We start from the raw sequence: 23933 nt of genomic DNA, 5'->3' as shown, positions 1-23933 counted from the left end.
AGCGCCCGCCCTGCCCATCTCCTTGGGTGGGGCGGGTTCCGGTTAATGGCCCAGACAAGAAACTGTCGGGGGAACGGGGCATAATGGCGCGGGTGGGGAAAACACGAAACTTTGTCCTTGGTCTCGTAACACTCGTTGTGGCTGGTTCGCTGACCGCCTGCGATGACGGCCGCGCCGGTGCGGAGGGCGCGGCCAAGCAGCTTGCCTCCTCTTTGGCAGCCCTCGACGTCGGTTCACTCACGGTGGAGGGCAAGGACGCTGCAGCAGCCAATGAGCAACTCAAGTCGGTGTTTGAGGGACTCGACGCCAAGCCGTCTGTGGAATCCGGCGAAGTGAAGTTGGAAGGCGACACCGCAACGTTTCCCCTGAGCTACAGCTGGAACATCGGTTCGGCCAAATGGGAATACAGCTCCGAAGCCACCCTAAAGAAGTCCGGCGACAAGTGGGCTGTTCAATGGAACCCGCAGTTGCTCGCCCCGCAACTCTCGGACGGCGAGACGCTCTCAGTAAAGACCGTTCCCGCCCAGCGCGGCCAGATCCTCGGTGCCGGGGACGCTCCGATCGTGGAGGACCGCCCTGTGTTCCGGGTTGGCATCGACAAAACCAAGGTTCCGGCCGAGCAGGCGGATGCCTCTGCGCGATCCATGGCGGCGCTGCTCGGGTTGGATGCTGAGGAATACGCCAAGCAGGTCGCCGCCTCGGGTCCTCAGGCCTTCGTGGAAGGCATCGTTCTCCGTGCCTATACGGCTGATATCACCGAGGCCAGGATCAAGGCCATCCCGGGCGGCGTGAGCCTCCTGGATTCCATGGCTCTTGCGCCCACGCGAACGTTTGCGCGCGCCCTCTTGGGGAGTGTTGGCCAGGCCAGCGCCGAGCAGATCGAAAAGTCCAACGGTGCCCTCCGCGCGGGTGACACCACCGGAACCGGCGGCCTGCAGCAGAAATACGATTCCCTGCTGCGCGGCAAGGACGGCGTGGAAGTTGTTGCCACACCGGAGAAGAAGTCTGACGGCGAGACCCCCGGCACCAAGGTGTTCTTCTCATCGCTGCCAGCACCTGGAACCACGCTCAAGACCACGCTGGACCTGAAACTGCAGCAGTTGGCCGAAGAGACGCTGTCCGGGGTTGGGCCCGCGTCCGCGATCGTGGCCCTCAAGCCCTCGACGGGCGCTGTCCTCGCGGCTGCGTCCGGTCCCGGCAGCAACGGCTACAACACGGCGATGCTGGGGCAGTACGCTCCAGGATCCACCTTCAAGATCGTCGATTCACTGGCCATGTTCCGCAATGGAGCTACCCCTGATTCCAAGGTTGAATGTCCTTCCACGCTGACCGTTGACGGCCGCACCTTCAAGAATGCCGAAGGCTACCCCGAGGGTTCACTGGGTTCCGTGGCCCTGCGGGACGCGTTCGCACACTCCTGCAACACAGCATTCATCAATGCTCGTGACACGGTCAGCCAGGACCAGCTTGAGTCGGCCGCGATGGCTCTTGGCGTGGCAGTGGAAGCTCCGAAGCTTGGAGCGGATGCGTTCTTGGGCTCCGTCCCGGGCGCCGCGGAAGGTACCGAACATGCAGCATCCATGATCGGCCAAGGCAAGGTGCTCTTCTCGCCCCTTTCCGCCGCGATCATGGCCGCTTCGGTCGCCAACGGCGCGCCGGTCTCACCCCAGCTCGTGCTCAACGCTGATGCCCAGAGCACCCAGAGCACCCAGAGCACCCAGGCCTCTCAGAACGCCAGCGACGCCGCGCCCGCCTCGGAGAGCGGCAGCGCATCGCCGTCGTCAGCTTCCGAAGCCGCAAGCACCGCGCCCGTTGCTCCGGTGTCCACCAAGCCCATCACCAAGGAAGAAGCAGCAGCGCTGTCCGACATGATGCGAGCGGTGGTGACCTCAGGGCACGCCGGATTCCTGGCCCAAGTGCCGGGCGCACCGGTGGGGGCCAAGACCGGGACGGCCGAATTCGGCACCGACGACCCACCCAAGACGCACGCGTGGATCGTCGCGGTTCACGGCGACTTGGCGGTAGCAGTGTTCGTTGAAGACGGCGGACTCGGAGCCACCACCAGCGGACCCCTTTTGAAAACGTTCCTGACCGCGGCGGGCTAATCCGGGAGAAACCATGGAAACCACTACCCAGTGTGCTGTTGTCGGCGGAGGTCCGGCCGGAGTAATGCTGGGATTGCTGCTGGCTCGAGCCGGCGTCAAGGTAACCGTTCTGGAGAAGCACGCAGACTTCCTGCGCGATTTCCGGGGCGATACGGTGCATGCTTCCACCATCCGCCTTCTGGACGAACTGGGCCTGGGGAACGGTTTCGGCGCGCTTCCCCAGAGTAAACTCGGCAACTTCCGTCTGCCTGCCGGATCCGGGGACTCCGTGGTGCTTGCTGATTTCGGACTGCTCAAGGCTCCCTATAACTATGTTGCGATGGTGCCTCAATGGGACCTGCTCACCCTCTTGGTGGAGGCCGCAGAACAAGAGCCCGGGTTCACGCTTCGAATGAACACGGAAGCTACGGACTTGCTGCGCGATGCTTCCGGTGCGGTTGCAGGAGTGGTGTACCGCACGCGGGATCCGTTGACCGGCGAGACAAACGGCTCCGGTGAAGTGCGGGCCGCCCTGACTGTTGCCTGCGACGGTCGCAGTTCCGCGCTCCGGTCCAAGGCCGGCATGGTCCCGCGGGAGTTCCCGGTGCCTTTTGATACGTGGTGGTTCCGATTGCCGCGCACGGCGGACGAGGACGAACCCGTGGCGTCGATTTCGCCCCGTTTTGGCGCCTCCGATGTGTTGTTGAGTCTGACCCGCAAGGATTACCACCAGATCGCCTACCTGGCCGCGAAGGGTCTCGATCCGAAGCTTCGTGCCGAAGGCGTGGAGGCTTTCCGCGCCCGCGTTGCCCGATTGCGGCCGGACATGGCAGACCGCGTGGATCAGATCCGTTCCATGGATGATCTCCACATGCTCGACGTGAAACTCAACCGACTACCCCGTTGGCACAAGCCTGGGCTGCTGTTGATTGGGGACGCCGCCCATGCGATGTCTCCGGCCGGTGGCGTGGGGATCAATCTCGCTGTCCAGGATGCGGTGGCCGCAGCCCGCGTGATTGCCGCTCCATTGTTGAGTGAAACGCTCGACGACGGCCATCTCGCCGCGGTGCAGAAGCGGCGCTGGCTGCCCACGGTTGTGGTTCAAACGTTCCAGCGACTGCTGCATCGCGCCGTGTTTTCTCAGGTGATGGCAGGCAAGCAGCCGAACCCACCCAAGCCGCTCGTTTTTGTGGCTCGGCACGTTCCTGGCTTCGCCAAGCTCCCGGCGCGCATGATCGCCTTCGGGCCGCGTCCGGAGCATGCACCGGGCTTTGCCCGACGGAAGCCATAGTCCGCTTTCACGCGCAACCCAAGTACCGCCGTCGAGCGTCAATACCTCGGCGTGGGAAGATTGGGCGGTGGCTCATATTGACGTTTCCGGCATCGACTATTTCCTCTCCGACGGCACCCAACTGCTCAACGGCGTGACCTTCAAGGTCCCCGACGGCACCAAAACGGCGCTGATCGGACCCAACGGAACCGGCAAAACCACGCTGTTCAAAATCATTTCCGGAGACCTCACCCCGGACGAGGGTGCCGTTGGCCGTTCGGGGAACATGGGCATCATGCGCCAGTTCGTGGGCCAGGTCCGCGACGACTCGACAGTCCGCGACCTCCTGGTTTCCGCTGCCCCTCCGGGACTCGCCGCGGCAGCAAAAGCCGTGGAAGAAGCTGAGCTCGCCATGATGGAGCACGACGACGAGCCCTCCCAGATGAAGTACGCCCAGGCGATCGTGGATTGGGGCGACGCCGGCGGCTACGACGTCGAGACGGTTTGGGACGAAGTGTGCATGGCGGCCTTGGGGATTTCCTTTGACAAGGCCCAGTTCCGCCGCGCATCGACGCTGTCCGGTGGCGAACAGAAACGCCTCGTGCTGGAGGCACTCTTCGCGGGCCCGGATGAACTCCTGCTCCTCGACGAACCGGACAACTACCTCGATGTCCCAGGCAAGCGCTGGCTTGAGGGCAAGCTCAATGAGTCGAAGAAGACCGTGCTGTTCATCAGCCACGACCGCGAGCTCCTGAACAACGCCGCCGGCCGTATTGTCACCCTTGAACCGGGCATTAATGGCGCAGGTGCGTGGATCCACGGTGGCGGCTTCGGCTCCTATGTGGAGGCACGTGCGGACCGCAATGCGCGGTTTGAGGAACTCCGCAAGCGTTGGGACGAGGAGCACATCAAGCTCAAAGAACTCGTCAACATGTACAAGAACAAGGCTGCGTTCCGCTCGGACATGGCCAACAGGTATCAGGCAGCGCAGACGCGTCTTGCCAAGTTCCTGGAGGCCGGCCCGCCCGAGGCACTGCCCATCGAGCAGAACGTCAAGATGCGCCTCAAAGGCGGCCGCACCGCCAAACGTGCAGTGGTGGCCGAAAAGCTTGAACTGACCGGGCTCATGAAGCCATTCTCCACCGAGATCTGGTTCGGCGACCGCGTGGGTGTCCTTGGTTCAAATGGTTCCGGCAAGAGCCACTTCCTGCGTTTGCTCGCGACGGGCGGTACCGATCCCGAGCGCGAGCACCTGCCGGTGTCCGACGTCGTAATTGCTGAGGTTCCGCACGAAGGCACCGTGAAACTTGGTGCCCGCATCCGGCCCGGATTCTTCGCGCAGACGCATGTCCGCCCGGATCTGCTGGGTCGGACCCTGTTGGAGATCCTCCACCGTGGTGACGAACACCGCTCGGGCCTCCCCCGCGAGGCCGCGGCCGGTGCCTTGGATTCCTATGGTTTGGCCGGTCAGTCGGAGCAGAAGTACGAGTCGCTGTCCGGTGGCCAGCAGGCTCGGTTCCAGATCCTGTTGCTGCAGCTTTCCGGTGCCACGCTTCTCTTGCTGGACGAACCCACGGACAACCTGGACCTGCACTCAGGTGAGGCATTGGAGAGGGCGATCGATGCCTTCGAAGGCACCGTCCTGGCTGTCACGCACGACCGCTGGTTCGCCCGGTCCTTCGACCGCTTCCTGGTGTTCGGTTCGGACGGCAAGGTGTACGAATCCGAGGAACCCGTGTGGGACGAGAAGCGCGTGGATCGCGCCCGATAGCCCGCACGCTCTGTCAGTTCCCGGCCAATTTTGGGGAACGCTCCATCACTCGTTGATGGAGCGTTCCCGGTTTAAGGGTGGGATGTGGGAGAGCGTTGGGGAAATGGCGGTGGGATGTGGGAGAGGGTCTATGCGCAATTGATCACTTTGCATGATTAAATGAGCATAATTTGCTACCCTTGAACTATGGGAACTGCTGACCGCCACCGGCTCATAGGCGAGCTGCTGCGCAAGCGCGAAGAAATCACGGTGGACGAGCTCGTCGCCTCGACCGGGGCTTCCGGAGCCACTATCCGCCGCGATTTGGAGATCCTTGCCGGCAACGGAGTGCTCCGACGTGTCCACGGCGGTGCCCGTAGTTTGCTTGCCCGTGGCGAAAACCCGGGATACGGGCAACGCGAACTCGAAGAGCAGGACGCCAAAGTCCGGATCGCGTTGGCCGTTGATGCGCTGATCGGCGACCGTGAACACGTGTGGCTGGACAGCGGTTCCACAGCGACCGAGATTGCACGGCGGCTGGCGAAGCGTGATCTCACGGTGATGCCGATGTCCCTGCGTTCGGTGGAAGCATTGGCATCGGACAAAGCTGGCCGACGCCCTGAAGTTCTGCTGCCCGGCGGGAGGCTGGTCCTTGGAGAACAGTCATTCCGCGGACCCATGACGGAATCCAATATCCGCTCGCTGCGATTCGACACCGCCGTCGTCACGCCATGCGCAGTCAACCTCAAGGACGGCCTGCTGGCCCACGACCTCGACGACGCCGCCGTCAAACGCGCAGGCCTCGAGTCGGCGTCGCGGGTGATTGTGGGCTGTGCCGGCAGCAAATGGAACGCCAGTGCAATAGCCCTGGTTGCTGCGATGGACACAGTAGACGTCATCGTGACGGACCTGAAACCGTCTGCCGAGGATCTCGCCCGGCTCGACAAACTCTCCGTGGAAGTTGTGATTGCATGACCACCAGCACCAGAAGTACCACCAACGTCAATGCCGCTGCGGTGGCGACGTTCCTGATCTTCGGCATGAACGGCCTGGTGTTCGCGAGTTGGGCGGCCCGCATCCCAGCCGTCACCGAGGCTCTGAGCCTCACGTCCGGCCAGATGGGCACTCTGCTGCTGTGCACCGCCGTCGGATCGCTTGTGGCACTGCCTTCTGCGGGCTGGGTGGTGGGCAGGATCGGCACGGCCAACACGGTTCGCGTGGCCGGTATCGTCGCGGGCGCCGCGGGCGCGGCCATAGCCTTCTCCCTCCTGGCCACCTCGGTTCCGGCAACGGCAATCAGCCTCTTCTTCTTCGGGATCGGCGTCGGGCTGTGGGACGTCGCCCAAAACATTGAAGGGGCAGACGTCGAACACCGGCTTAAGCGCACCATCATGCCGCAGTTCCACGCCGCGTTCAGTGGTGGCGCGTTCCTGGGTGCCCTCATAGGCGCCGGACTCTCGCAACTTGGCGTCGGCCTGCCGGAGCACCTGTTGGTCATCGCGGTTATCGCAGTGGTCCTGGCGCTGACGGCACCGCGCTACTTCCTGCCTCACGAATCGGCAGTTTCCGGAAACCTCGACGGCGGTGTCCCGGCTGAGAAGGGACCCACGGCTTGGCGGGACGCGCGCACACTGCTCATCGGCGTTGTGGTCCTGGGCGCCACGCTTACCGAAGGCGCGGGGAACGATTGGATTGCCAAGGCAGCCGTTGATGGTCTCGGAGCGTCCGAATCAACAGGGGCGCTGCTTTTCGCGCTCTTCGTTGCAGCCATGACTGCGATGCGCTTTCTGGGCGGCAAGGTCATTGACAGATTCGGCCGCGTCGCGGTGCTGCGTGCAAGCATGGCGGCGGCTGCGCTTGGCCTGGCATTGTTCGTCTTTGCCGGCAACGTGATCCTGGCAGGCATCGGAGCCGCACTCTGGGGAGTGGGTGCAGCGCTGGCATTCCCCATGGGCATGTCCGCCGCTGCAGACGATCCAAAGCACGCAGCCGCCCGTGTTTCCGTTGTGTCCACCATCGGATACGTCGCCTTCTTGGCCGGCCCGCCGCTTCTTGGCTACCTGGGCGATCACACGGGAATTCACACGGCCCTGCTGGCTATCGGAGCGCCTATTCTGCTGGCTCTGATCCTTGCTGGCGTTGCAAAGCCTTTGCGCGCCAAGTAGGAACCCCGGAGCGGGTCCTGCCGCCGCGATCGCCGGAACGCTGCGCGATCGCTGGAACGCTGCCCGATCGCGGTAGCGTTCCTGCGATTCCGGCGTTTTCCAGCGTTCCCGGCGCTGCCCGTGAGCCGGGAGCGGACGCCGTCGGATCCGGACGCTACTGTGGATGAATGCGAGGCTTCCTGGGCAAAGGTCCCAAACGTGTGGCGAGGTTCGATCACTTCCTTGTCAGGGCTGTTTCACGCCAACCACAGGGTAACCACGACGACTTTTTCCGCAAGCTCTCGGCCGCTGCCACCAAGGGCAAGCTGTGGTTCGGGATCGCAGGGGTGATGGCAACAGTGCCGGGCAAGCCCCGTCGGGCCGCGCTCCACGGTGTCCTGGCGTTGGGCGTGGCCTCAGCTGTCACCAACCTTTTGTTCAAGACGCTGCTGCCCAGGGCCCGTCCACTTCCCGAGCACCTGCCGGTGTTCCGTTTCGTCCACCCGCAACCGATCAGTTCCTCGATGCCCTCCGGGCATTCGGCTTCGGCGGCGGCATTTGCAATGGGTGCCGGATTTGTCTCCCCCGTGCTTGGAGTTGCGTTGGCGCCCATTGCAGCCGGCGTCGCATACTCCCGCGTTCATACCGGAGCTCATTGGCCGTCTGATGTCTTCTTCGGATCAGCCATCGGCGTCGGCGCTGCGCTTGTTACGCGAAAATGGTGGCCGCTGAAGCCGCCCGAGCCCACGCCGCGCCGGACCTCTGCGGAGGCGCCCGCCATTTCCGACGGCGAGGGGCTGAGTATTGCCATCAACGTCCGGGGTGGTTCCTACTCCCCCGAGACGGGAGAGCTTCTTAAGGCCATATTCCCAAAGTCGTATATACGTGAGATCGCCGAGGGTGAAGACGTAGCGGCTGAGATTGACGCCGTGGCGACCCGGCCCGGGACTGTTGCGCTTGGTGTGTGGGGCGGCGACGGAACGGTAGGAAGTGCGGCTGCTGCCGCCGTCGAATATTCACTACCGCTCCTGGTTCTGCCTGGCGGTACCCTCAACCACTTCGCCCGCGACCTCGGCACCAACTCGATCGAGGACGCCGCAACCGCAGTGTCGAACGGGCACGCCGCCTTCGTAGACCTGGGGCACGTTGTGGTCCAACGTGGACTGCCCGAGATGCCGGAGACCTCCCAACTTGCCATGCTCAATACGGCCAGCGTGGGCGTATATCCGAACCTTGTCCGCCGGAGGGAACGGCTTCAGCCGGCACTCGGAAAGCCGTTGGCCGGCGTCGTGGCGTCGTTGCGTACCTTCGCCGTCAACTCGCCCACCACACTCACCGTAGATGGCGTCAAGCACAAGCTGTGGATCTTGTACCTGGGCCGGGGCCGTTACTACCCCAGCGACCATGCCCCACTTCGCAGGCCGGTGCTCGACGATGGCGTCTTCGACCTTCGCATGATCACAGCGGATGAGCCGTTCGCGCGAGCACGCCTGCTGTGGGCGGTGCTGACCGGCACTGTTGCCGCTTCCAAAGTCACGCACCTCACCGAGGCCACGGCCATAACGGTCGAGGCGATCGGTGAGCCGCTGGTGCTGGCCGTCGACGGCGAACCCAAACCCGGTGTGCGCAGCGCGCAGTTCACCGTCAAGGCGGGCGAGCTGCGCGTTTACTCGCCGCTCCCGGCGGCTGATTGAGCCGCTCTGCGCGTCTCAGGGTCATCCGCGAGGACTACCCTGACTGGACCCTGAATCATCCCTGAGACAGGCGATTTCCTTCCCTTCCGTGGCTAGCGTTGTAAGTACAGTCAAAACTCACTTGCACAGCCATGTGCTCCGAGGAGGGAACGCTTCCATGATCGAAGCAAAAGGCCTGACGAAGGTCTACGGCGACAAGACCGCCGTAGGCGGCGTCAGTTTCACTGTCCAAGCCGGACGAGTGACGGGCTTCCTTGGCCCGAACGGTGCCGGCAAGTCCACCACCATGCGCATGATCATGGGACTGGATACTCCCACCGCCGGTTCCGTGACCGTTAATGGCGTGCCGTTTGCCAAGCACATTGCACCACTGCGTGAAATCGGCGCCTTGTTGGACGCCAAAGCGGTCCACACGAGCCGAACTGCTTACAACCACTTGTTGGCCATGGCTGCCACGCACAGCATCCCCAAGAGCCGCGTCCGTGAAGTGATCGAAATGACCGGCCTGGGAGATGTGGCGAAGAAGAAGGTCAAGGGATTCTCGCTGGGAATGGGTCAGCGCCTCGGTATTGCTGCTGCTCTCCTGGGTGACCCTCAGACCATCATCCTGGACGAGCCGGTCAACGGCCTTGACCCGGAAGGCGTGGTCTGGGTGCGCAACCTGGTCAAGTACCTGGCTTCCGAAGGTCGCACGGTATTCCTTTCCAGCCACCTCATGAGCGAGATGGCCCTCACCGCGGACCACCTGATCGTGATCGGCCGCGGCAAGATCATCGCCGACGCACCCATCGCGGAGATCATCACGGGTAAAGGCCAGGCCAGGACCCGCGTCCGCACGGACCAGCCGGAGCGGCTCATGCAACTGCTCGCAGGAACCGGCGTCTCCGTGGAAGTCCACGAACGCGAACTCCTCGAAGTTTCCGGGCTGGATCCCCGCGGCATTGCCCGCACTGCTTTGGACAACCAGGTCATGGTCTACGAGCTGACTCCGCTTCAGGCAAGCCTGGAAGAGGCCTACATGGAGCTGACCAAGGACGAGGTCGAATACCACTCGCACATCACCACCGGGGCCTCGGTTCCCGTTCAGGCCGGAGGGAAATAGACATGAGCACCACTACCTTGGACCGCAGGTCCATCCGCAATTCCGTCGGTCCCGGGCCGGCTTTCCACCGTGTGCTGAACTCGGAATTCATCAAGTTCCGCACCCTCATGTCCACCCTGATCCTCTTGGCGTCGACGGCGGTTGTCATGGTGGGCTTCGCCGCACTTACCGCGTGGGGAACGGGACAGTTTGCCGAACAGGCGGCTGCCGATCCCGAAGCCGCGGCCGCGATTGCCGCGCAGGGCGGGGACCTTGCTGTCACGATCCCCACGGCGGGTATCTCGTTCGCGCAGCTCATCCTTGGTTCCCTGGGCGTCCTGCTCATGAGCTCGGAGTTCACCACGGGAATGGCCCGCTCTACATTCGCCGCGGTCCCCAAGCGGATCTCGCCGTTCCTGGCCAAGCTCATTGTGGTCATGGTGAGCGCCTTCCTCTTGACCGCGGTGTCCACTTACATCGCCGGTCTGGTGGCTCTGCCGATCGTGGACAGCTACGACCTCAAGCTGGACCTCAGCAGCTCGCAGTCCATCAAGCTCCTGCTGGTTAACAGCGTCTACGTGGCCGCTGTGGCGGCCATTGGTATGGCCCTTGGAACCATCGTCCGGAACTCGGCCGGCGGAATCATGAGCCTGGTCGGCCTGTTCTTCGTTGCACCGATTGCCTTCCAGCTCATCCCCGGCGACTTCTTTGTGGAAGCCCGCAAGTATCTTCCGACAAACACCATCAACCCGCTGACCGCCGTCGAGCATGTCCCCGACACGCTGGAGGTGTGGCAGGCAGCGCTGGTTCTTGGCGCATGGGTCGTGGTTCCCGTAGCCCTGGCCATGGTCCTGTTGAAGAAGCGGGACGTCTAGGCTCAATCCATGAGTGAAGCTTCACAGCCGAAGGACGCGTTGGCCACTACGGTCGACGCGTCTTTCGCTGAAATCGCCCAGCGCCGCAGGGGTCGGATCCGGCGCTACTTCTTTGAGCGCCCCCGTGCCATGGACGCCGTGGTGGTACTCTGCTACGTCCTTCTGGCTTTGCCCACCATCATCGCCTCGATCGGCGAGGGCAAATGGCTCGCGACCTCCATTCTGCTGCTGATTGCCGCTGTGCTGGCGTTCAGGCGACGTTACCCACTGCAGGTGGTTGCCGCCGTCGCCCTTTTGGAAGTCGCGGCGACCGTTTTGAATCCTTGGGGTTCGAACGTTTCGGCGGGTTTGTGGTTCGCGCTGTATGCCGTGGCGGCGGCCAAACGGCGGCCGCTCGCGTTGGTGGTTTTTGGCGCAGCAAGCCTGCCTCTTAGCCTGCTCTACCTGTTCATGTGGACGAGTCCCAGCACCATGGGCACCATCGAGGATCTCCCGGAGAACTTCCACCTCATCAACAACATCGCCACTGCGGTGACCATCCTGCTGTCCAACCTTCTGGCCACCGGCATCGGTATTTCCGTGCGGCAACGCAGGGAGCACGAGGCCGAGATCGCCGCATGGGCGGCGCGGACCACGCAGCTGGGAAAGGTCACCGAGCGCAACCGGATCGCCCGCGAGATGCACGACGTCGTGGCTCACTCCTTGACGGTGATGATCAGTTTGTCGGATGGAGCGGCAGTGGTGGTCAGGAAGGACCCCGAGCGCGCCGGTGACGTCCTGGGCGAACTGTCTCGGACAGGCCGTGCAGCGCTTGCGGACATGCGACGGGTCTTGGGAGTCCTGCGTGATGATTCCGGACGGCCGGCGCCCCTTGCGCCGCTTGAGTCCGGACACAACCTCGCGAAGCTCCTTGACGGTTTCCGCACTGCGGGCCTGCCTCTGCACTACGCGCACACGGGACCGGCGCTGCCGGCCGACCCGGCATTTGAACTCACGGTGTACAGGATTGTGCAGGAATCGCTGACGAACGTCCTGCGCTACGGCAGGTCGCTCAGCCGGGTTGATGTTCAGGTGGCTCGCGACGGCGATTTGGTCACCATTGACGTGCTCGACGACGGTCGCGGAACCCGGGAAGGTGGCGCCGAACCGGTGAGGAGCCTGGGCACAGGGCAGGGCATCGCCGGGATGAGTGAACGCGCGGGAATCTATGCTGGAATCGTCAGTGCCGGTCCAGGGAAACGGGGAGGTTGGGCGGTCCACGCCGAGCTCCGCTGGAATGGCGAAAAGGGGGAATCATGACCAATATCAAAGTGCTGCTGGCGGACGATCAGCCGTTGCTCCGTATGGGCTTTCGGCTCATTCTTGAGGGCGAAGACGACTTCACCGTGGTCGGGGAGGCCTCAGACGGCGCGGAAGCCGTCCGGCAGGTCGAAGCCCTGGAACCCGATGTTGTGCTCATGGACGTCCGAATGCCCACCATGGACGGCATTGAAGCCACGCGCAGGATCTCGGATTCCGGGTCGGAAGCCCGGGTCATCATCCTCACCACTTTTGACCTTGACGAATATGCCTTCTCCGGGCTGCAAGCCGGAGCCTCTGCCTTTTTGCTCAAGGATGTTGCCCCCGCTGAGCTGGTGCACGCCGTGCGGGTGGTGGCCAGTGGCGATGCCGTGGTTGCACCCCGCGTAACGCAGCGCCTGTTGGAAACGTACGTCCGGGGCGGGCATGTGCCGGGACCTGCAGCCGCTCCCCACCGCGACCCGCTGCTGGACGAACTCACCCCGCGCGAGACCGAAATCCTCACGACAATCGCCGAGGGCCTGTCCAATGCGGAGATCGCCCATAAGTTCTTCCTCTCCGAGGCCACTGTGAAGACCCACGTCCGACGGATCCTCAGCAAGCTGCAGCTGCGGGATCGTGTTCAGGTTGTGGTGTACGCGTACGAGACCGGGCTTGTGGTGCCGAGCAACCCGGACTACTGACGCAGCGTTCAGGCTCCATTTCACAGTCCCGCCACAGCCTGGCCATGTACAAGGCATAGCCGCCGCGCCTTTCATGGACACATGATGACTTTTCCTCAGCAGCCTTCCCAGGGCCGACCCGACACCGACCAGCCGCACCCCAACCATGATCGTGGCCTCGAATTCGACCTCTCAACGCTCTTGAGCCGGCGACGCACATTGGGCGTCCTCTTTGGCGCCGGGACGGCGGCAGCCTTGGCCGCCTGTACGCCCAGCACGGGCGGCAGCACAGCTGCGCCGTCGGCCGCTGCCAGCGCAACCGTCACCACAACGGAAAGTTCGACGGCGACCGCAACGCCTTCCGCTACGAGCACCGTGACGCGCGCGTTCGCAGAGTGCGGAGTGGAGATCCCCCAGGAGACTGTGGGTCCCTACCCGGGCGACGGTTCCAACGGCCCGAACGTGCTTGAAGCATCCGGAGTGGTCCGCAAAGACATCACGTCCAGCTTCGGAACATCCACCACCAAGGCAGAAGGCGTACCGCTGACTTTCACGCTGACCTTGCTGGACAATTCGAACGGTTGCTCGCCGCTGGCGGGGGCTGCCGTGTATGCCTGGCACTGCGACCGGAACGGAAAGTATTCCCTGTACGACTCCGGGCTGGAGAACGAGAACTACCTCCGTGGGGTCCAGGAAGCAGACGTCAACGGCCAAGTCACCTTCACCACTATTTATCCGGGTGCCTACAACGGCCGCTGGCCTCATATTCACTTTGAGGTATTTGAATCATTGAGTAACACCAGCGCGGCAGGCCAAGTGTTGGCGGTATCCCAGATCGCGCTCACAGAGGCCGCCTGCAACGAGGTCTACGCCACTGCGGGATATGAGTCGAGCGCACGGAACTTCCCCAACACGACTCTGGCTTCAGATAACGTCTTTGGTGACGATGGAGGCATATATCAGTTGGCCACCATGTCCGGCTCGGTCGCTGGCGGATATACAGCCGCGCTGAACGTCACGGTCTAGGCCAAGAGGCACGTAAAGCAGGGCTAGACTCGGGGGCATGCCTTCGAATGCCTCCGCAGCAGCTGACCACATCCAGGACCTGGGCGCGTATGTGACGGCGTCGCCGTCGAGCTTCCACGCAGTGCACGAGGCCGCACGCCGGCTGAATGCCGCAGGCTTCACGGGACTGGATGAGCTGCAGCCCTGGGACGGCGGTGCCGGCAATTACTATGTGATCCGCGATGGTGCCTTGATCGCTTGGGTTACACCCGAAAGTGCTGGAGCGACCACTGGATTCAACATCCTTGGCGCCCACACCGATTCACCGTCGTTCAAGCTCAAGCCGAAGCCCACTACCGGCAAGTTCGGCTGGCTGCAGGCGGGCGTCGAGGTCTACGGTGGGCCGCTCCTGAATTCCTGGTTGGACCGCGAACTCCAGTTGGCTGGCCGGCTGGTGCTGCGCGACGGCACGCAATACCTGACCGCCACGGGTCCGCTCCTCAGGTTCCCGCAGCTGGCCATTCACCTGGACCGCGGGGTCAATGACAATGGCCTCCTTCTCTCCAAGCAGCAGCACATGAACCCGATCTTCGGCCAGGGCGATCCTGCCGGGGAGGACCTGCTGGGGTTGCTCGCCGAGCGCGTCGAAGGCGCCTCGGTAGATGCCGCCGAAATCGGCGGGTACGACGTCGTGGTCGCAGACACTCAGGCACCCGCAGTATTTGGTGCCAAGGGTGAATTCTTTGCCTCGGGGCGCATGGACAACCTATCGTCGACCCACGCAGGGTTGGTCGCCTTGATTGCCCATGCTTCGGGCGCACCTGAAGACGGGCCCATCGCTGTGTTGGCTGCCTTCGACCATGAAGAAATCGGCTCCAATTCAAGGTCCGGCGCGTGCGGCCCCATCCTTGAGGACATCCTGACGCGCATCTCAGACGGCCTGGGCGCCTCGGTAAGCCAGCGGCGGCAGGCCCTGGCGGCGTCGTTCTGTGTTTCTGCTGACGCCGGCCACGCTGTCCACCCGAACTACGCAGAGAAGCACGATCCCGCCAACAGGCCCGTCCTTAACGGCGGTCCGCTGCTGAAGATCAACGCCAACCAGCGCTATGCCACAGACGCTACCGGAGCGGCACTCTGGGCGCGGCTGTGCGATGCGGCGAATGTGCCGTATCAGGAATATGTCTCCAATAACGACCTCCCCTGTGGCTCCACGATCGGCCCCCTGACAGCTACGCGCCTCGGCATCCGTACTGTGGATGTAGGCATCCCGCTGTTGTCCATGCACTCCGCGCGCGAGCTGTGCGGCGTGCAGGATCCGCATGGTTTGGCGACTGTGGTGGAGCTGTTCTTCCGCACGGCTGCCTGACGGGGGTTGCCACGCGTAGGTGGCGCCGTGTGGCTTCAAAGCTCGCCGATAAGCCTCAAGCACTCATTTCAGGGGCGTTTCAAAAGTTCGTAAAATGAAACTTTAGATGCCTCATGATCTACATTTTGTGCAGGATCCCTGTTTTCGGGATCCCCAAATGTTCCATTGCACAGGATTCTGCGGTCCAAGGCTGGCTACTGTGGGTAGGCCATGTGGCCCGGTGCACATCACTGCGGGCCCTTCCCAAAGACACTAAGGACGGCGCCGATCCATGCACGCTGACCAACAACTTTCCAAGTCCCTGAAGCCACGACACCTCTCCATGATCGCCATCGCCGGCGTCATCGGCGCAGGGTTGTTCGTAGGCTCGGGCGCAGCTATCCAGCAGGCCGGTCCGGGCATCCTGCTCGCCTACCTGGCGGCCGGCCTTGTGGTCATCCTCGTCATGCGAATGCTTGGCGAGATGGCCGCGGCCAATCCTGAGACCGGATCATTCTCTACCTACGCAGACAAGGCGTTGGGCCGCTGGGCCGGCTTCAGCATTGGCTGGCTCTACGCATGGTTCTGGATCATCGTCCTCGGAATCGAGGCCACGGCAGGTGCCGCCATCATGCATCGCTGGGTTCCCGGCGTCGACCAATGGATCTGGGCCCTGATCCTGATGGTGCTGCTGACCCTCACCAATCTAGGTTCCGTGAAGTCGTACGGTGAGTTCGAATTCTGGTTCGCGTCCATCAAGGTCGCTGCGATTGTGATCTTCCTGCTGGCTGGCATCGCCGCGATCCTCGGCCTTATCCCTGGTGTTTCTGCGCCCGGGGTTGCAAACCTCCTGGACCAGGGTGGCTTCATGCCGAATGGACCGGGCGCTGTCCTTGCGGGCATCCTCGTGGTGGTTTTCTCGTTCTTCGGAGCTGAAATCGCAACCATTGCCGCCGGCGAATCCGAGAACCCCGTGGACGCCGTCAAGAAGGCCGTGAAGTCCACCGTGTGGCGCATCCTGATTTTCTACATCGGCTCCATCGCAATCGTTGTCACTCTCCTGCCGTGGAACAGCGCATCCGTCGCCAAGAGCCCATATGTTGCCGTCATCGAGCTTTACGGCATTCCGGGTGCGGGCACCATCATGGACATCGTTGTCCTGACGTCGGTCCTGTCTTGCCTGAACTCGGGCCTATATACCGCGAGCCGTATGCTTTTCTCGCTTTCGCAGCGTGGCGACGCCCCCAAGTCCTGGATGAAGATCTCCAAGCGCGGCGTTCCGGCTGCGGCCGTCCTCGCGTCCACCGTTGTGGGCTTCGTGACGGTTGGCCTGAACTACATCGCCCCGGACACGGTGTTCCTGTTCCTGGTGAACACCTCCGGCGCAATCGCCCTCTTCGTGTGGCTGGTCATCGCATCCTCACAGCTCATTTTGCGCCGACGCATGGGCGCAGCCGCCAAAGAGCTCGACCTCAAGATGTGGTTCTTCCCCTATCTCACGTGGATCGCCATCGGGAGCATCGTGGCGCTCATCATTGGCATGGTCATCCTCGAGTCCACCCGCGAATCGCTCTTCCTCTCGCTGGCTCTTGCCGCGATCGTGGTTGGCATCGGCGTTTGGCGGTACCGCAAGGGCGGCGGCACAGCCTCGCCTGAGGTGATGACCGGGGACGCCGAGCGAGTAACGCTGGGTTCCGGCCCGTCGTCGTAAGCGTCCTTAACGTCCGGGGCAGTTGCCGTCAGCGAACGACGGCGGCTGCCCCTTCGGCGTTGAGGGCGCCTATGGCACGTCCACGGGGAGGTACTCCACGGGTCCGGGGCACTGCGCGCCCGGGGTGCCGCCTGTGGTGGGGATGTCGAAGACAGTGTCCCGCTGGCGCTTGCCGGCTTCCTTGACCACGACGCGGATCTTGTTCACGGACCCGGGCGTTGCTACGCCGGATGCCGTCGCCGTCCCTGCCTGTGCCAGGAACGGCGGCTCTTGTGCCACTAGCCAGCGACCATCGGGCGTGGGTTGTACAGGGTGTGGGGCACAGGCCTCGCCGAAACATGCCTGAACACGCATAGGTTTTGAGGCGATTCGTAATTCAATCGGTGACGTGTTGGCTTGACGAATGGCCGGGCACGCTGGTGACTGCGCCAAGGCGAACCACACCAGGCCGCCAATCGCGGCCACCAAGAGGACCGCGGCAAACCAGATGTGCCGGGGTTTCATGACCAGAAGCCTACGCCCGCGTGTGCGCTACTGCGCCAGCCCGATCACGAGGTTGATGGTCACTGCAAGGATGACGGTGCCGAAAAGGTAGGAAAGCAGGCTGTGCTTGAGCGCTTCTGTGCGGATCCTGTGGTTGCCGATATTGGTGTCCGACACCTGATAGGTCATGCCCAGGCTGGTGGCCAGATAGGCAAAGTCCGTGTACTGCGGCAGGCGGTCCTGGTTGAAACTGATTCCGCCCACGGCGCCTCCGGCGTCAGCGTCGGGGGAGTAGTAAAGCTCGGCGTAGCGCAGTGTGAAAAGCGTTTGAACCAGCATCCAGGAGAGCGCGACGCATGCCAGGGCCAAGGCTCCCGAGTACACCCTGGTGGCCGTGCCTTCTGCGTGCGAGTTCACGATCACCGCAGCCACGGCAGCGAGGCTGGCCAGATTGGCAATGAGGATCAGCAGGTCCGTGACGCCCCGGGAAGGATCCTCCGAGGTCGCATGCCGTTGGGTTTCCGTTGGGTCCATCCGGGCCACCACCAGCCACACCCAGGTGACGTACACCAGGGCAGCGACGGCCCACCCTACTGCCGGGGCATCGAACCAGTTGCCGGTCATGCCCGTGGCCAGCAGTGCAGCCCCGCCTGCCGCCACCATGACCACAAAGCGCAGCCGGCTACGCCTGACTGTTACGTCGTTCATGCCCTTACCCTAGCCCGCGCGCCTGGGTCTGCTCGTCGTCAAAATCCATGGATCGGGCAACCTCGTGCTAGTGTTTTTGTCGCTGTTGAGGAGAAAAACGAAACACTGTTTCTCCGAATCACCCTGCGCGGGTGGCGGAATGGCAGACGCGCTAGCTTGAGGTGCTAGTCCTCGAAAGGGGGTGGGGGTTCAAGTCCCCCTCCGCGCACAGGAAACCCCCGGAAGATCCGTGATCTTCCGGGGGTTTTGTCGTCTCCCGGCTTTGATTGGAGGCTCCCGTCAAGAGCCGGCCCGCGGCGCGAACATGATGATCCCGACGCCCACAATGCAGACCACGGCTCCAATCACGTCCCAGCGGTCGGGCCGGAAACCATCAACCAGCATTCCCCATGCGAGGGAACCAGCAATGAAGACCCCTCCGTACGCGGCGAGGACGCGGCCGAAGTGGGCGTCGGGTTGGAACGCCGCGAAGAAGCCGTAGATGCCCAACGCCACCACCCCGAGACCGGCCCACCACCAGGCCTTTCCCTCACGCACCGACTGCCAGATGAGCCAAGCGCCGCCTATCTCTGCAATGGCGGCCAGAATGAAGAGGATGGTGGACTTCAGGACGGTCATGCTCCCAGTATTCACGGTGGCTGGAGTCAGTTATCCACATACGCCGATTGCCCTGTTCCGGTCGTGCAATCCGCCGAATAGCTTTGAGTGCAGGAGATGCACTAAGATATTGAAGTCTGTGCTGCGCCCTCCTTCCGAATCTTCGGCGGGGGAGCGATGCACAGCATCGCAAATGAACCTCCTGTTACGGAAATACCGTAACCGCTTAGCCCAAAGGAGGTGGGTTCACATATGCGTCCTTACGAATTGATGGTAATCATCGACCCCGAGGTCGAAGAGCGTACCGTAGAGCCGTCGCTTCAGAAGTTCCTCAATGTCATCACCACCGATGGTGGAACCATCGAAAAGGTTGACATCTGGGGCCGTCGCCGTCTGGCATACGACATCAAGAAGAAGTCCGAAGGTATCTACGCAGTGGTGAACTTCACCGCTGAGCCGGCTACCGCCAAGGAACTTGACCGCCAGCTGTCTCTTAACGAGACGATCATGCGCACCAAGATCATCCGCCCCGAAGACCAGAAGGTCGTTGCTGAGTAATCAGCCCCTTCCAGATCTTTACCCCGCAGGAACGAACAAGGAGGCAGTAGATGGCAGGCGAAACCACTATTACGGTCATCGGTAATCTCACCAATGACCCGGAGCTGCGGTTCACCCCGTCTGGCTCAGCAGTAGCGAACTTCACCATCGCTTCTACTCCCCGGACCTTCGACCGCCAGTCGAACGAGTGGAAGGACGGGGAAACCCTGTTCCTCCGCGCGTCCGTATGGCGCGAAGCAGCCGAGAACGTGGCCGAGTCCCTCACAAAGGGTATGCGCGTCATCGTTTCCGGCCGTTTGAAGAGCCGTTCCTACGAAACCAAGGAAGGCGAGAAGCGCACCGTTATCGAGCTTGAGGTCGACGAAATCGGCCCGAGCCTGCGTTACGCAAACGCCAAAGTCAACCGTACCCAGCGCTCCGGCGGCGGGTTCGGCGCCGGAAACGGTGGCCAGGGTGGCTTTGGTGGCGGCAACGCCGGTGGCTTCGGAGGTGGCGCTGCAGCTGGTGCAAGCCAGGGCGGCAACTCCGGTGGAAACTGGGGCGGCAACCAGCCCGCACAGCAGGATGACCCTTGGGCTACGCCCGGTGTCAGCAATGCAGGCGGCTGGGGCAACGGCCCGGATTCCGAACCTCCCTTCTAAACACCAAGAAAAAGTCCGACGCCGGAACCTGCCGGGGCTGCCGTAAGGCACCCGGGTATCGACCGCCGTCGAACACCACCATCCCGTGGATCAATATCCACGGGCTCCATAGAAAAGGAGCTCCACGATGGCTAAGGCTGAACTCCGTAAGCCCAAACCAAAGTCCAACCCCTTGAAGGCCGCTGACATCACTGTCATCGACTACAAGGACGTAGCACTGCTGCGCAAGTTCATCTCCGACCGCGGAAAGATCCGCGCTCGTCGCGTTACTGGCGTTACCGTTCAGGAACAGCGCAAGATCGCCCAGGCAATCAAGAACGCCCGCGAAGTTGCTCTGCTGCCTTACTCCGGCGCTGGCCGCGGCTAAGGGAAGGGATTAACTAACATGGCAAAGATCATTCTGACCCACGAAGTAACCGGTCTCGGTGCTGCTGGCGACGTTGTCGAGGTCAAGGACGGTTACGCACGTAACTTCCTGCTGCCCCGCGGTTTCGCTCTGACCTGGACCAAGGGTGGCGAGAAGCAGGTTGAGTCCATCAAGGCTGCCCGCGCCGCTCGTGCACACGCTTCTGTTGAAGCTGCACAGGCACAGGCCCAGACTCTGTCCTCCAAGAAGGTCAAGCTCGAGGTGAAGGCCGGCGAGTCGGGTCGTCTCTTCGGCACCGTCAAGCCTGCTGATGTCGCCGCTGCAGTTGAGGCCGCTGGCCTCGGCGCCATCGACAAGCGCAACGTTGAACTGCCGAACCACATCAAGTCTGTCGGTTCGTACCAGGCCAACGTTCGCCTGCACGAGGATGTTTCCGCTGTCATCGACCTCGAGGTCGTTGCAGCCAAGTAGTCTCGGACTGCATAGGAAGACCCCCGCTACCGGATCCCGGTGGCGGGGGTCTTTTTTGGCGTGTGGACCTCCTCCATCACGTATCGGTACCCATTGCGGATCATCTCGGCCAGAATGTCTCGGTCCACGTCATCCAGTTTGTTGACGTAGAGGCAAGCGGTGCTGGTCTTGTGCTTGCCGAGTCCAGGGAGTAGCCGGTGGGCGTCTGGTCCTTCCGTGACACCGTAGAGCACCAGGTTGGCCTTCCGAGGTGAGAATCCGACGGCGGCGGAGTCGCCTTCGCGGCCACTGCTGTACTTGTAGTGGTAGCTGCCGAACCCGACGATGGTTGGACCCCACATGACGGCTTCCTGCCCGGTGATGTCACGCATCATGTCCAGCAGCTCAAAGCCATCTGCACGCCGTCCGGGATGCTCCACGGCGGCCAGGAATTCTTCGACGGACACGTCCGTGGGCTGGGTCTTGTTCGCTGCCATGGTGGTAGTCTCGCAGACGGCGGGCGGGCCTGCCAGCACTGGATGATAGCCTGCAGCGGTGACTTCAGAAGCCTTGCGCATCCGCCCGTTCCACCAAGTTGACGTCTTCTCCGACCAGCCGTACCGCGGCAACCCGCTCGCCGTCGTGGTGGATGCCGATGGTCTCAGCAGCGGGACTATGCAGCAGTTCGCCAACTGGACGAACCTCTCCGAAACCACTTTCCTGCTGCCGCCCACTGACCCCCGGGCGGACTACAAGGTGCGCATCTTCACGGGCAGTGAGGAGTTCCCCTTCGCCGGGCATCCAACACTGGGCTCGGCGCACACATGGCTGCAGGCCGGGGGAGTGCCCAAGACTGACGGTGTACTGATCCAGGAGTGCGGAGCGGGTTTGGTTCGAGTGAAGCACGACGCCGGTCGGCTGGCTTTCGCTGCTCCGCCGCTGACGCGCTTCGGTCCAGTGGACGCGGCTGTTCGCTCCCAACTTGCGGCTGGCCTGAGGGTTCCGGAGGCTGCGTTGCTTGACGCATCGTGGCTGGTCAACGGTCCTCAGTGGATCGGCGTCTTGCTTGAGTCCGCCGAGGCGGTCTTGGCTATCGAGCCGGATCTGGTCGCGATGGGTGACCTCAAGGTTGGCGTGATCGGACCGCACCAGCCGGGTACCGACGTCGACTTTGAGGTCCGGACCTTCATTCCCGACGATGCCATGGTGGAGGACCCGGTGACGGGAAGCTTCAACGCCGGCGCAGCGCAATGGTTGATCGGCAGTGGCCGTGCGCCTGACGAGTACGTGGCGGCGCAAGGCACGGCCCTGGGCCGTGCAGGCCGTATTCACGTCAAGGTTGAGGATGGCGAAATCTGGGTTGGCGGAGCGTCGGCAACGTGCATCCAGGGGACTGTCCTGCTGTAGTTCAGCTGAGTTTCGGCCGGGACAGGCAGGGGGATTGGCGTCGGTTGCCGCCAGCGTTTAGCGTGAGTCTTATGTCAGCATCCGATGCTTCCGCGAAGGCCAACGGCAACCCTTTGCTTGTCTTGGGCAAGATCACCTCCATCCTGGATGCCTTTTCCCTGTCAAAGCCGGTGCTGCAATTGAGCGATATCCGTGAATACACGGGAATGCCGACATCCACCGTGCAGCGGCTGGTCACCAACTTGACTTCGCAGGGGTTCCTCGACCGCGAGGGTGACGCCTACCGCATCGGCATGCGAATGGCGTACTGGGCAGCTCCCGCAACCCGCGGCATGGAAGTGGTGGACATCCTGAGTCCACTGCTCAAGACCTTGCGGGACACCACGGGCGAGACGGCCTGTTTCTTCAAAGCCGAGCAGCACTACCGTGTATGCGTCGCCATGGCGGATACATGTCATGCGCTCCGCCGTGAGATGCACTTGGGCAAGATCGTTCCGCTTCATGCGGGTTCAGCCGGCAGGGTCCTGCTCGCCTGGTCCCCCGAACTGATGGACGCTGTTCTGCTGGACCCCTTGGAGCCCATCACCGACTACACCATCACCAGCTCCGAAGAGCTGGAGATTGCAGTCAAGAAAACGCATGCGGATGGTTTTGCGATCACCGTGGGCGAGCGGGAGGACGGCGCCTCGGGTTTGTCCGCGCCCGTGTTTGATTCGGCTGCCAGCCTGGTGGGTGCGGTGACCATCAGTGGCCCCACTTTGCGGATGCCGTTGGAGACCTGCGAGGCCTGGGTGGAGCCACTGCTTGCCACCGCTGAGCACATGACCAGGCTCATTGGTGGGCGATTCCCCGGGGAGAGCTAGAGAGCGGCCTGAGCTACTGCCCACCGCAGGCCGCCGTGACGAAGTCGTAGATGCGCCCCCGCAAATCGTTCGGAGCGGCGATCTTTAACAGCCCGTGTCGTTCGCCTACTTGGATTCGCAGCGGCAACAACGTGCCGACCTTGTCCTCTGCTACCGCATGCGGATCACAGCGGGCTGGGCGGATCCTCAACGCCACTTCCTGCTGTACTGCGCCCGACGGGACTGTGAGGTTGCGGGGCCAAGGATCCGCGGGTACTTCAGCAAGCAAGGTGGTCCCGTCGATTGACTCAATCGTGAGGCTTTGCGGCGAGCCCGCGGAGGTTGCGGCTGGGGTAATGACAAGGCGGACGACGGCGGTACTTCCGTCCGGGGCCACCTCCAGCCCGGGGTCCAAGACCACGGAAGCGATCGCGGCAGCCTCGCTGGCCAGGCACAGCTCGTCGGAGTTCCTCGTGAGTACGCCGAAAGGATCTGTAGCTTCCACTTTGGCCTCCCGCGAATTCTGGTCGGGAGGCGCCGAATACTGAACCGCTGCTGCGATAGGGCCGGAAGGAGCAGGCTCGCAGGCAGCTGGAGGCAAGGGGACGGGAACGCTCTTTGGCTGCCGGGGTGGCAGCTCCAAGCTGCCGTTGGCTGGCGTCCAAACAATCTCCCCGTCGAACAACGCAGAGTCCAAGCGCGCAGCGGTCACTGTTAAGGGCGTGTCACTGGTGTTGGTGAGCTGGATCAGGATGGCCTCCTTGCCGTACTGGTCCCGGGACTGATTGACCTCCACGGCGATCGGGTCTGTTGGGGCCTCACGGCCTGACTTATCGCAGGCTGCCATGAGTGGCATGACCGACAGCAGGGCCACGCACGCCGAGAGGACAGGCCACGGTCGGCACACCATGCGATCAGTGTAGGGGCGCTGCTGAGCACGTCGCCACGCACGGTCAGAAC

24 protein-coding genes and 1 tRNA gene are annotated in these 23933 nt (G+C 62.9%); 20 read left to right on the top strand and 5 right to left on the bottom strand.

Going from position 1 to position 23933, the window contains the following annotated elements; genetic code table 11:
* Positions 1-83 precede the first annotated feature (83 nt).
* From ACIQC5_RS15660 to ACIQC5_RS15600, 13 genes are all read left to right on the top strand, one after another.
* Positions 84-2105: a penicillin-binding transpeptidase domain-containing protein gene (locus tag ACIQC5_RS15660; protein WP_400284131.1), complete on the top strand. Its 2022-nt coding sequence runs from the start codon at positions 84-86 to the stop codon at positions 2103-2105.
* A 13-nt stretch (positions 2106-2118) separates the two neighbouring features.
* The gene (locus tag ACIQC5_RS15655) at positions 2119-3375 is read left to right on the top strand and encodes an FAD-dependent oxidoreductase (RefSeq protein WP_400284128.1); all 1257 of its coding nucleotides are present in this window, start codon (positions 2119-2121) and stop codon (positions 3373-3375) included.
* Positions 3376-3442: 67 nt separating this feature from the next.
* Positions 3443-5125: an ABC-F family ATP-binding cassette domain-containing protein gene (locus tag ACIQC5_RS15650; RefSeq protein ID WP_400284125.1), complete on the top strand. Its 1683-nt coding sequence runs from the start codon at positions 3443-3445 to the stop codon at positions 5123-5125.
* A gap of 186 nt (positions 5126-5311) precedes the next feature.
* Positions 5312-6079 (top strand): DeoR/GlpR family DNA-binding transcription regulator, encoded by a 768-nt coding sequence (locus ACIQC5_RS15645; protein WP_400284123.1) that lies wholly within the window; start codon positions 5312-5314, stop codon positions 6077-6079.
* Positions 6076-7269, top strand: a complete 1194-nt coding sequence (locus ACIQC5_RS15640) for an MFS transporter (RefSeq protein WP_400284120.1) — start codon at positions 6076-6078, stop codon at positions 7267-7269. The genes ACIQC5_RS15645 and ACIQC5_RS15640 overlap by 4 nt, the downstream gene beginning before the upstream one ends.
* Positions 7270-7436: 167 nt before the next feature.
* A complete protein-coding gene (locus tag ACIQC5_RS15635; protein ID WP_400284118.1) occupies positions 7437-8942 on the top strand; it encodes a phosphatase PAP2 family protein in 1506 nt (501 codons plus the stop codon).
* A gap of 157 nt (positions 8943-9099) precedes the next feature.
* Positions 9100-10044 carry an ABC transporter ATP-binding protein gene (locus ACIQC5_RS15630; RefSeq protein WP_400284115.1) on the top strand — a complete coding sequence of 315 codons (945 nt, stop codon included), beginning with the start codon at positions 9100-9102 and terminating at the stop codon, positions 10042-10044.
* A 2-nt stretch (positions 10045-10046) separates the two neighbouring features.
* Positions 10047-10898 (top strand): ABC transporter permease, encoded by an 852-nt coding sequence (locus ACIQC5_RS15625; RefSeq protein WP_400284113.1) that lies wholly within the window; start codon positions 10047-10049, stop codon positions 10896-10898.
* A gap of 9 nt (positions 10899-10907) precedes the next feature.
* Entirely contained in the window at positions 10908-12197 is a 1290-nt protein-coding gene (locus ACIQC5_RS15620) for a sensor histidine kinase (protein WP_400284110.1), read from the top strand.
* The gene (locus ACIQC5_RS15615; protein WP_400284107.1) at positions 12194-12880 is read left to right on the top strand and encodes a response regulator; all 687 of its coding nucleotides are present in this window, start codon (positions 12194-12196) and stop codon (positions 12878-12880) included. The genes ACIQC5_RS15620 and ACIQC5_RS15615 overlap by 4 nt, the downstream gene beginning before the upstream one ends.
* 84 nt (positions 12881-12964) lie before the next feature.
* Entirely contained in the window at positions 12965-13885 is a 921-nt protein-coding gene (locus tag ACIQC5_RS15610) for an intradiol ring-cleavage dioxygenase (RefSeq protein ID WP_400284515.1), read from the top strand.
* Between the two features lie 37 nt (positions 13886-13922).
* Positions 13923-15230, top strand: coding sequence for a M18 family aminopeptidase (locus tag ACIQC5_RS15605; protein WP_400284102.1), 1308 nt, complete (start codon positions 13923-13925; stop codon positions 15228-15230).
* A gap of 271 nt (positions 15231-15501) precedes the next feature.
* A complete protein-coding gene (locus tag ACIQC5_RS15600) occupies positions 15502-16920 on the top strand; it encodes an amino acid permease (RefSeq protein ID WP_400284100.1) in 1419 nt (472 codons plus the stop codon).
* Positions 16921-16989: 69 nt separating this feature from the next.
* Here the strand turns inward: ACIQC5_RS15600 and ACIQC5_RS15595 are convergent, their stop codons facing one another.
* Together ACIQC5_RS15595 and ACIQC5_RS15590 are read right to left on the bottom strand one after the other, a co-directional pair.
* Positions 16990-17424 (bottom strand): hypothetical protein, encoded by a 435-nt coding sequence (locus ACIQC5_RS15595; RefSeq protein ID WP_400284097.1) that lies wholly within the window; start codon positions 17422-17424, stop codon positions 16990-16992.
* A gap of 27 nt (positions 17425-17451) precedes the next feature.
* The gene (locus ACIQC5_RS15590; RefSeq protein ID WP_400284094.1) at positions 17452-18111 is read right to left on the bottom strand and encodes a DUF1345 domain-containing protein; all 660 of its coding nucleotides are present in this window, start codon (positions 18109-18111) and stop codon (positions 17452-17454) included.
* A 125-nt stretch (positions 18112-18236) separates the two neighbouring features.
* On the opposite strand from ACIQC5_RS15590, the gene ACIQC5_RS15585 reads away from it, so the two are divergent.
* Positions 18237-18319: transfer RNA gene (locus ACIQC5_RS15585), tRNA-Leu, on the top strand.
* A gap of 71 nt (positions 18320-18390) precedes the next feature.
* Here ACIQC5_RS15585 and ACIQC5_RS15580 read toward each other — a convergent pair.
* Entirely contained in the window at positions 18391-18729 is a 339-nt protein-coding gene (locus tag ACIQC5_RS15580) for a YnfA family protein (protein ID WP_400284091.1), read from the bottom strand.
* Between the two features lie 231 nt (positions 18730-18960).
* Between ACIQC5_RS15580 and rpsF the strand changes: the two genes are divergently transcribed.
* The 4 genes from rpsF to rplI all read left to right on the top strand — a co-directional run bounded on the left by rpsF (position 18961) and on the right by rplI (position 20745).
* Entirely contained in the window at positions 18961-19266 is a 306-nt protein-coding gene (rpsF, locus tag ACIQC5_RS15575; RefSeq protein ID WP_021473324.1) for a 30S ribosomal protein S6, read from the top strand.
* Between the two features lie 50 nt (positions 19267-19316).
* Positions 19317-19907 (top strand): single-stranded DNA-binding protein, encoded by a 591-nt coding sequence (locus tag ACIQC5_RS15570; protein ID WP_400284087.1) that lies wholly within the window; start codon positions 19317-19319, stop codon positions 19905-19907.
* A gap of 127 nt (positions 19908-20034) precedes the next feature.
* Positions 20035-20274: a 30S ribosomal protein S18 gene (rpsR, locus tag ACIQC5_RS15565; protein WP_003800144.1), complete on the top strand. Its 240-nt coding sequence runs from the start codon at positions 20035-20037 to the stop codon at positions 20272-20274.
* An 18-nt stretch (positions 20275-20292) separates the two neighbouring features.
* Positions 20293-20745 carry a 50S ribosomal protein L9 gene (gene rplI / locus ACIQC5_RS15560; RefSeq protein WP_400284084.1) on the top strand — a complete coding sequence of 151 codons (453 nt, stop codon included), beginning with the start codon at positions 20293-20295 and terminating at the stop codon, positions 20743-20745.
* 26 nt (positions 20746-20771) lie between these two features.
* On the opposite strand, the gene ACIQC5_RS15555 is transcribed toward rplI, so the two are convergent.
* Positions 20772-21221 carry a DUF1801 domain-containing protein gene (locus ACIQC5_RS15555; protein WP_400284081.1) on the bottom strand — a complete coding sequence of 150 codons (450 nt, stop codon included), beginning with the start codon at positions 21219-21221 and terminating at the stop codon, positions 20772-20774.
* A gap of 58 nt (positions 21222-21279) precedes the next feature.
* Between ACIQC5_RS15555 and ACIQC5_RS15550 the strand changes: the two genes are divergently transcribed.
* Together ACIQC5_RS15550 and ACIQC5_RS15545 are read left to right on the top strand one after the other, a co-directional pair.
* The gene (locus tag ACIQC5_RS15550) at positions 21280-22131 is read left to right on the top strand and encodes a PhzF family phenazine biosynthesis protein (RefSeq protein WP_400284078.1); all 852 of its coding nucleotides are present in this window, start codon (positions 21280-21282) and stop codon (positions 22129-22131) included.
* A 71-nt stretch (positions 22132-22202) separates the two neighbouring features.
* Entirely contained in the window at positions 22203-22994 is a 792-nt protein-coding gene (locus ACIQC5_RS15545; protein ID WP_400284075.1) for an IclR family transcriptional regulator, read from the top strand.
* Between the two features lie 13 nt (positions 22995-23007).
* On the opposite strand, the gene ACIQC5_RS15540 is transcribed toward ACIQC5_RS15545, so the two are convergent.
* The gene (locus tag ACIQC5_RS15540; protein ID WP_400284072.1) at positions 23008-23883 is read right to left on the bottom strand and encodes a hypothetical protein; all 876 of its coding nucleotides are present in this window, start codon (positions 23881-23883) and stop codon (positions 23008-23010) included.
* Positions 23884-23933: the final 50 nt, after the last annotated feature.

This window comes from Paenarthrobacter sp. NPDC092416, assembly GCF_044755025.1.
Lineage (GTDB): Bacteria > Actinomycetota > Actinomycetes > Actinomycetales > Micrococcaceae > Arthrobacter.
This window is presented reverse-complemented; position numbering and strand designations above follow the sequence as displayed.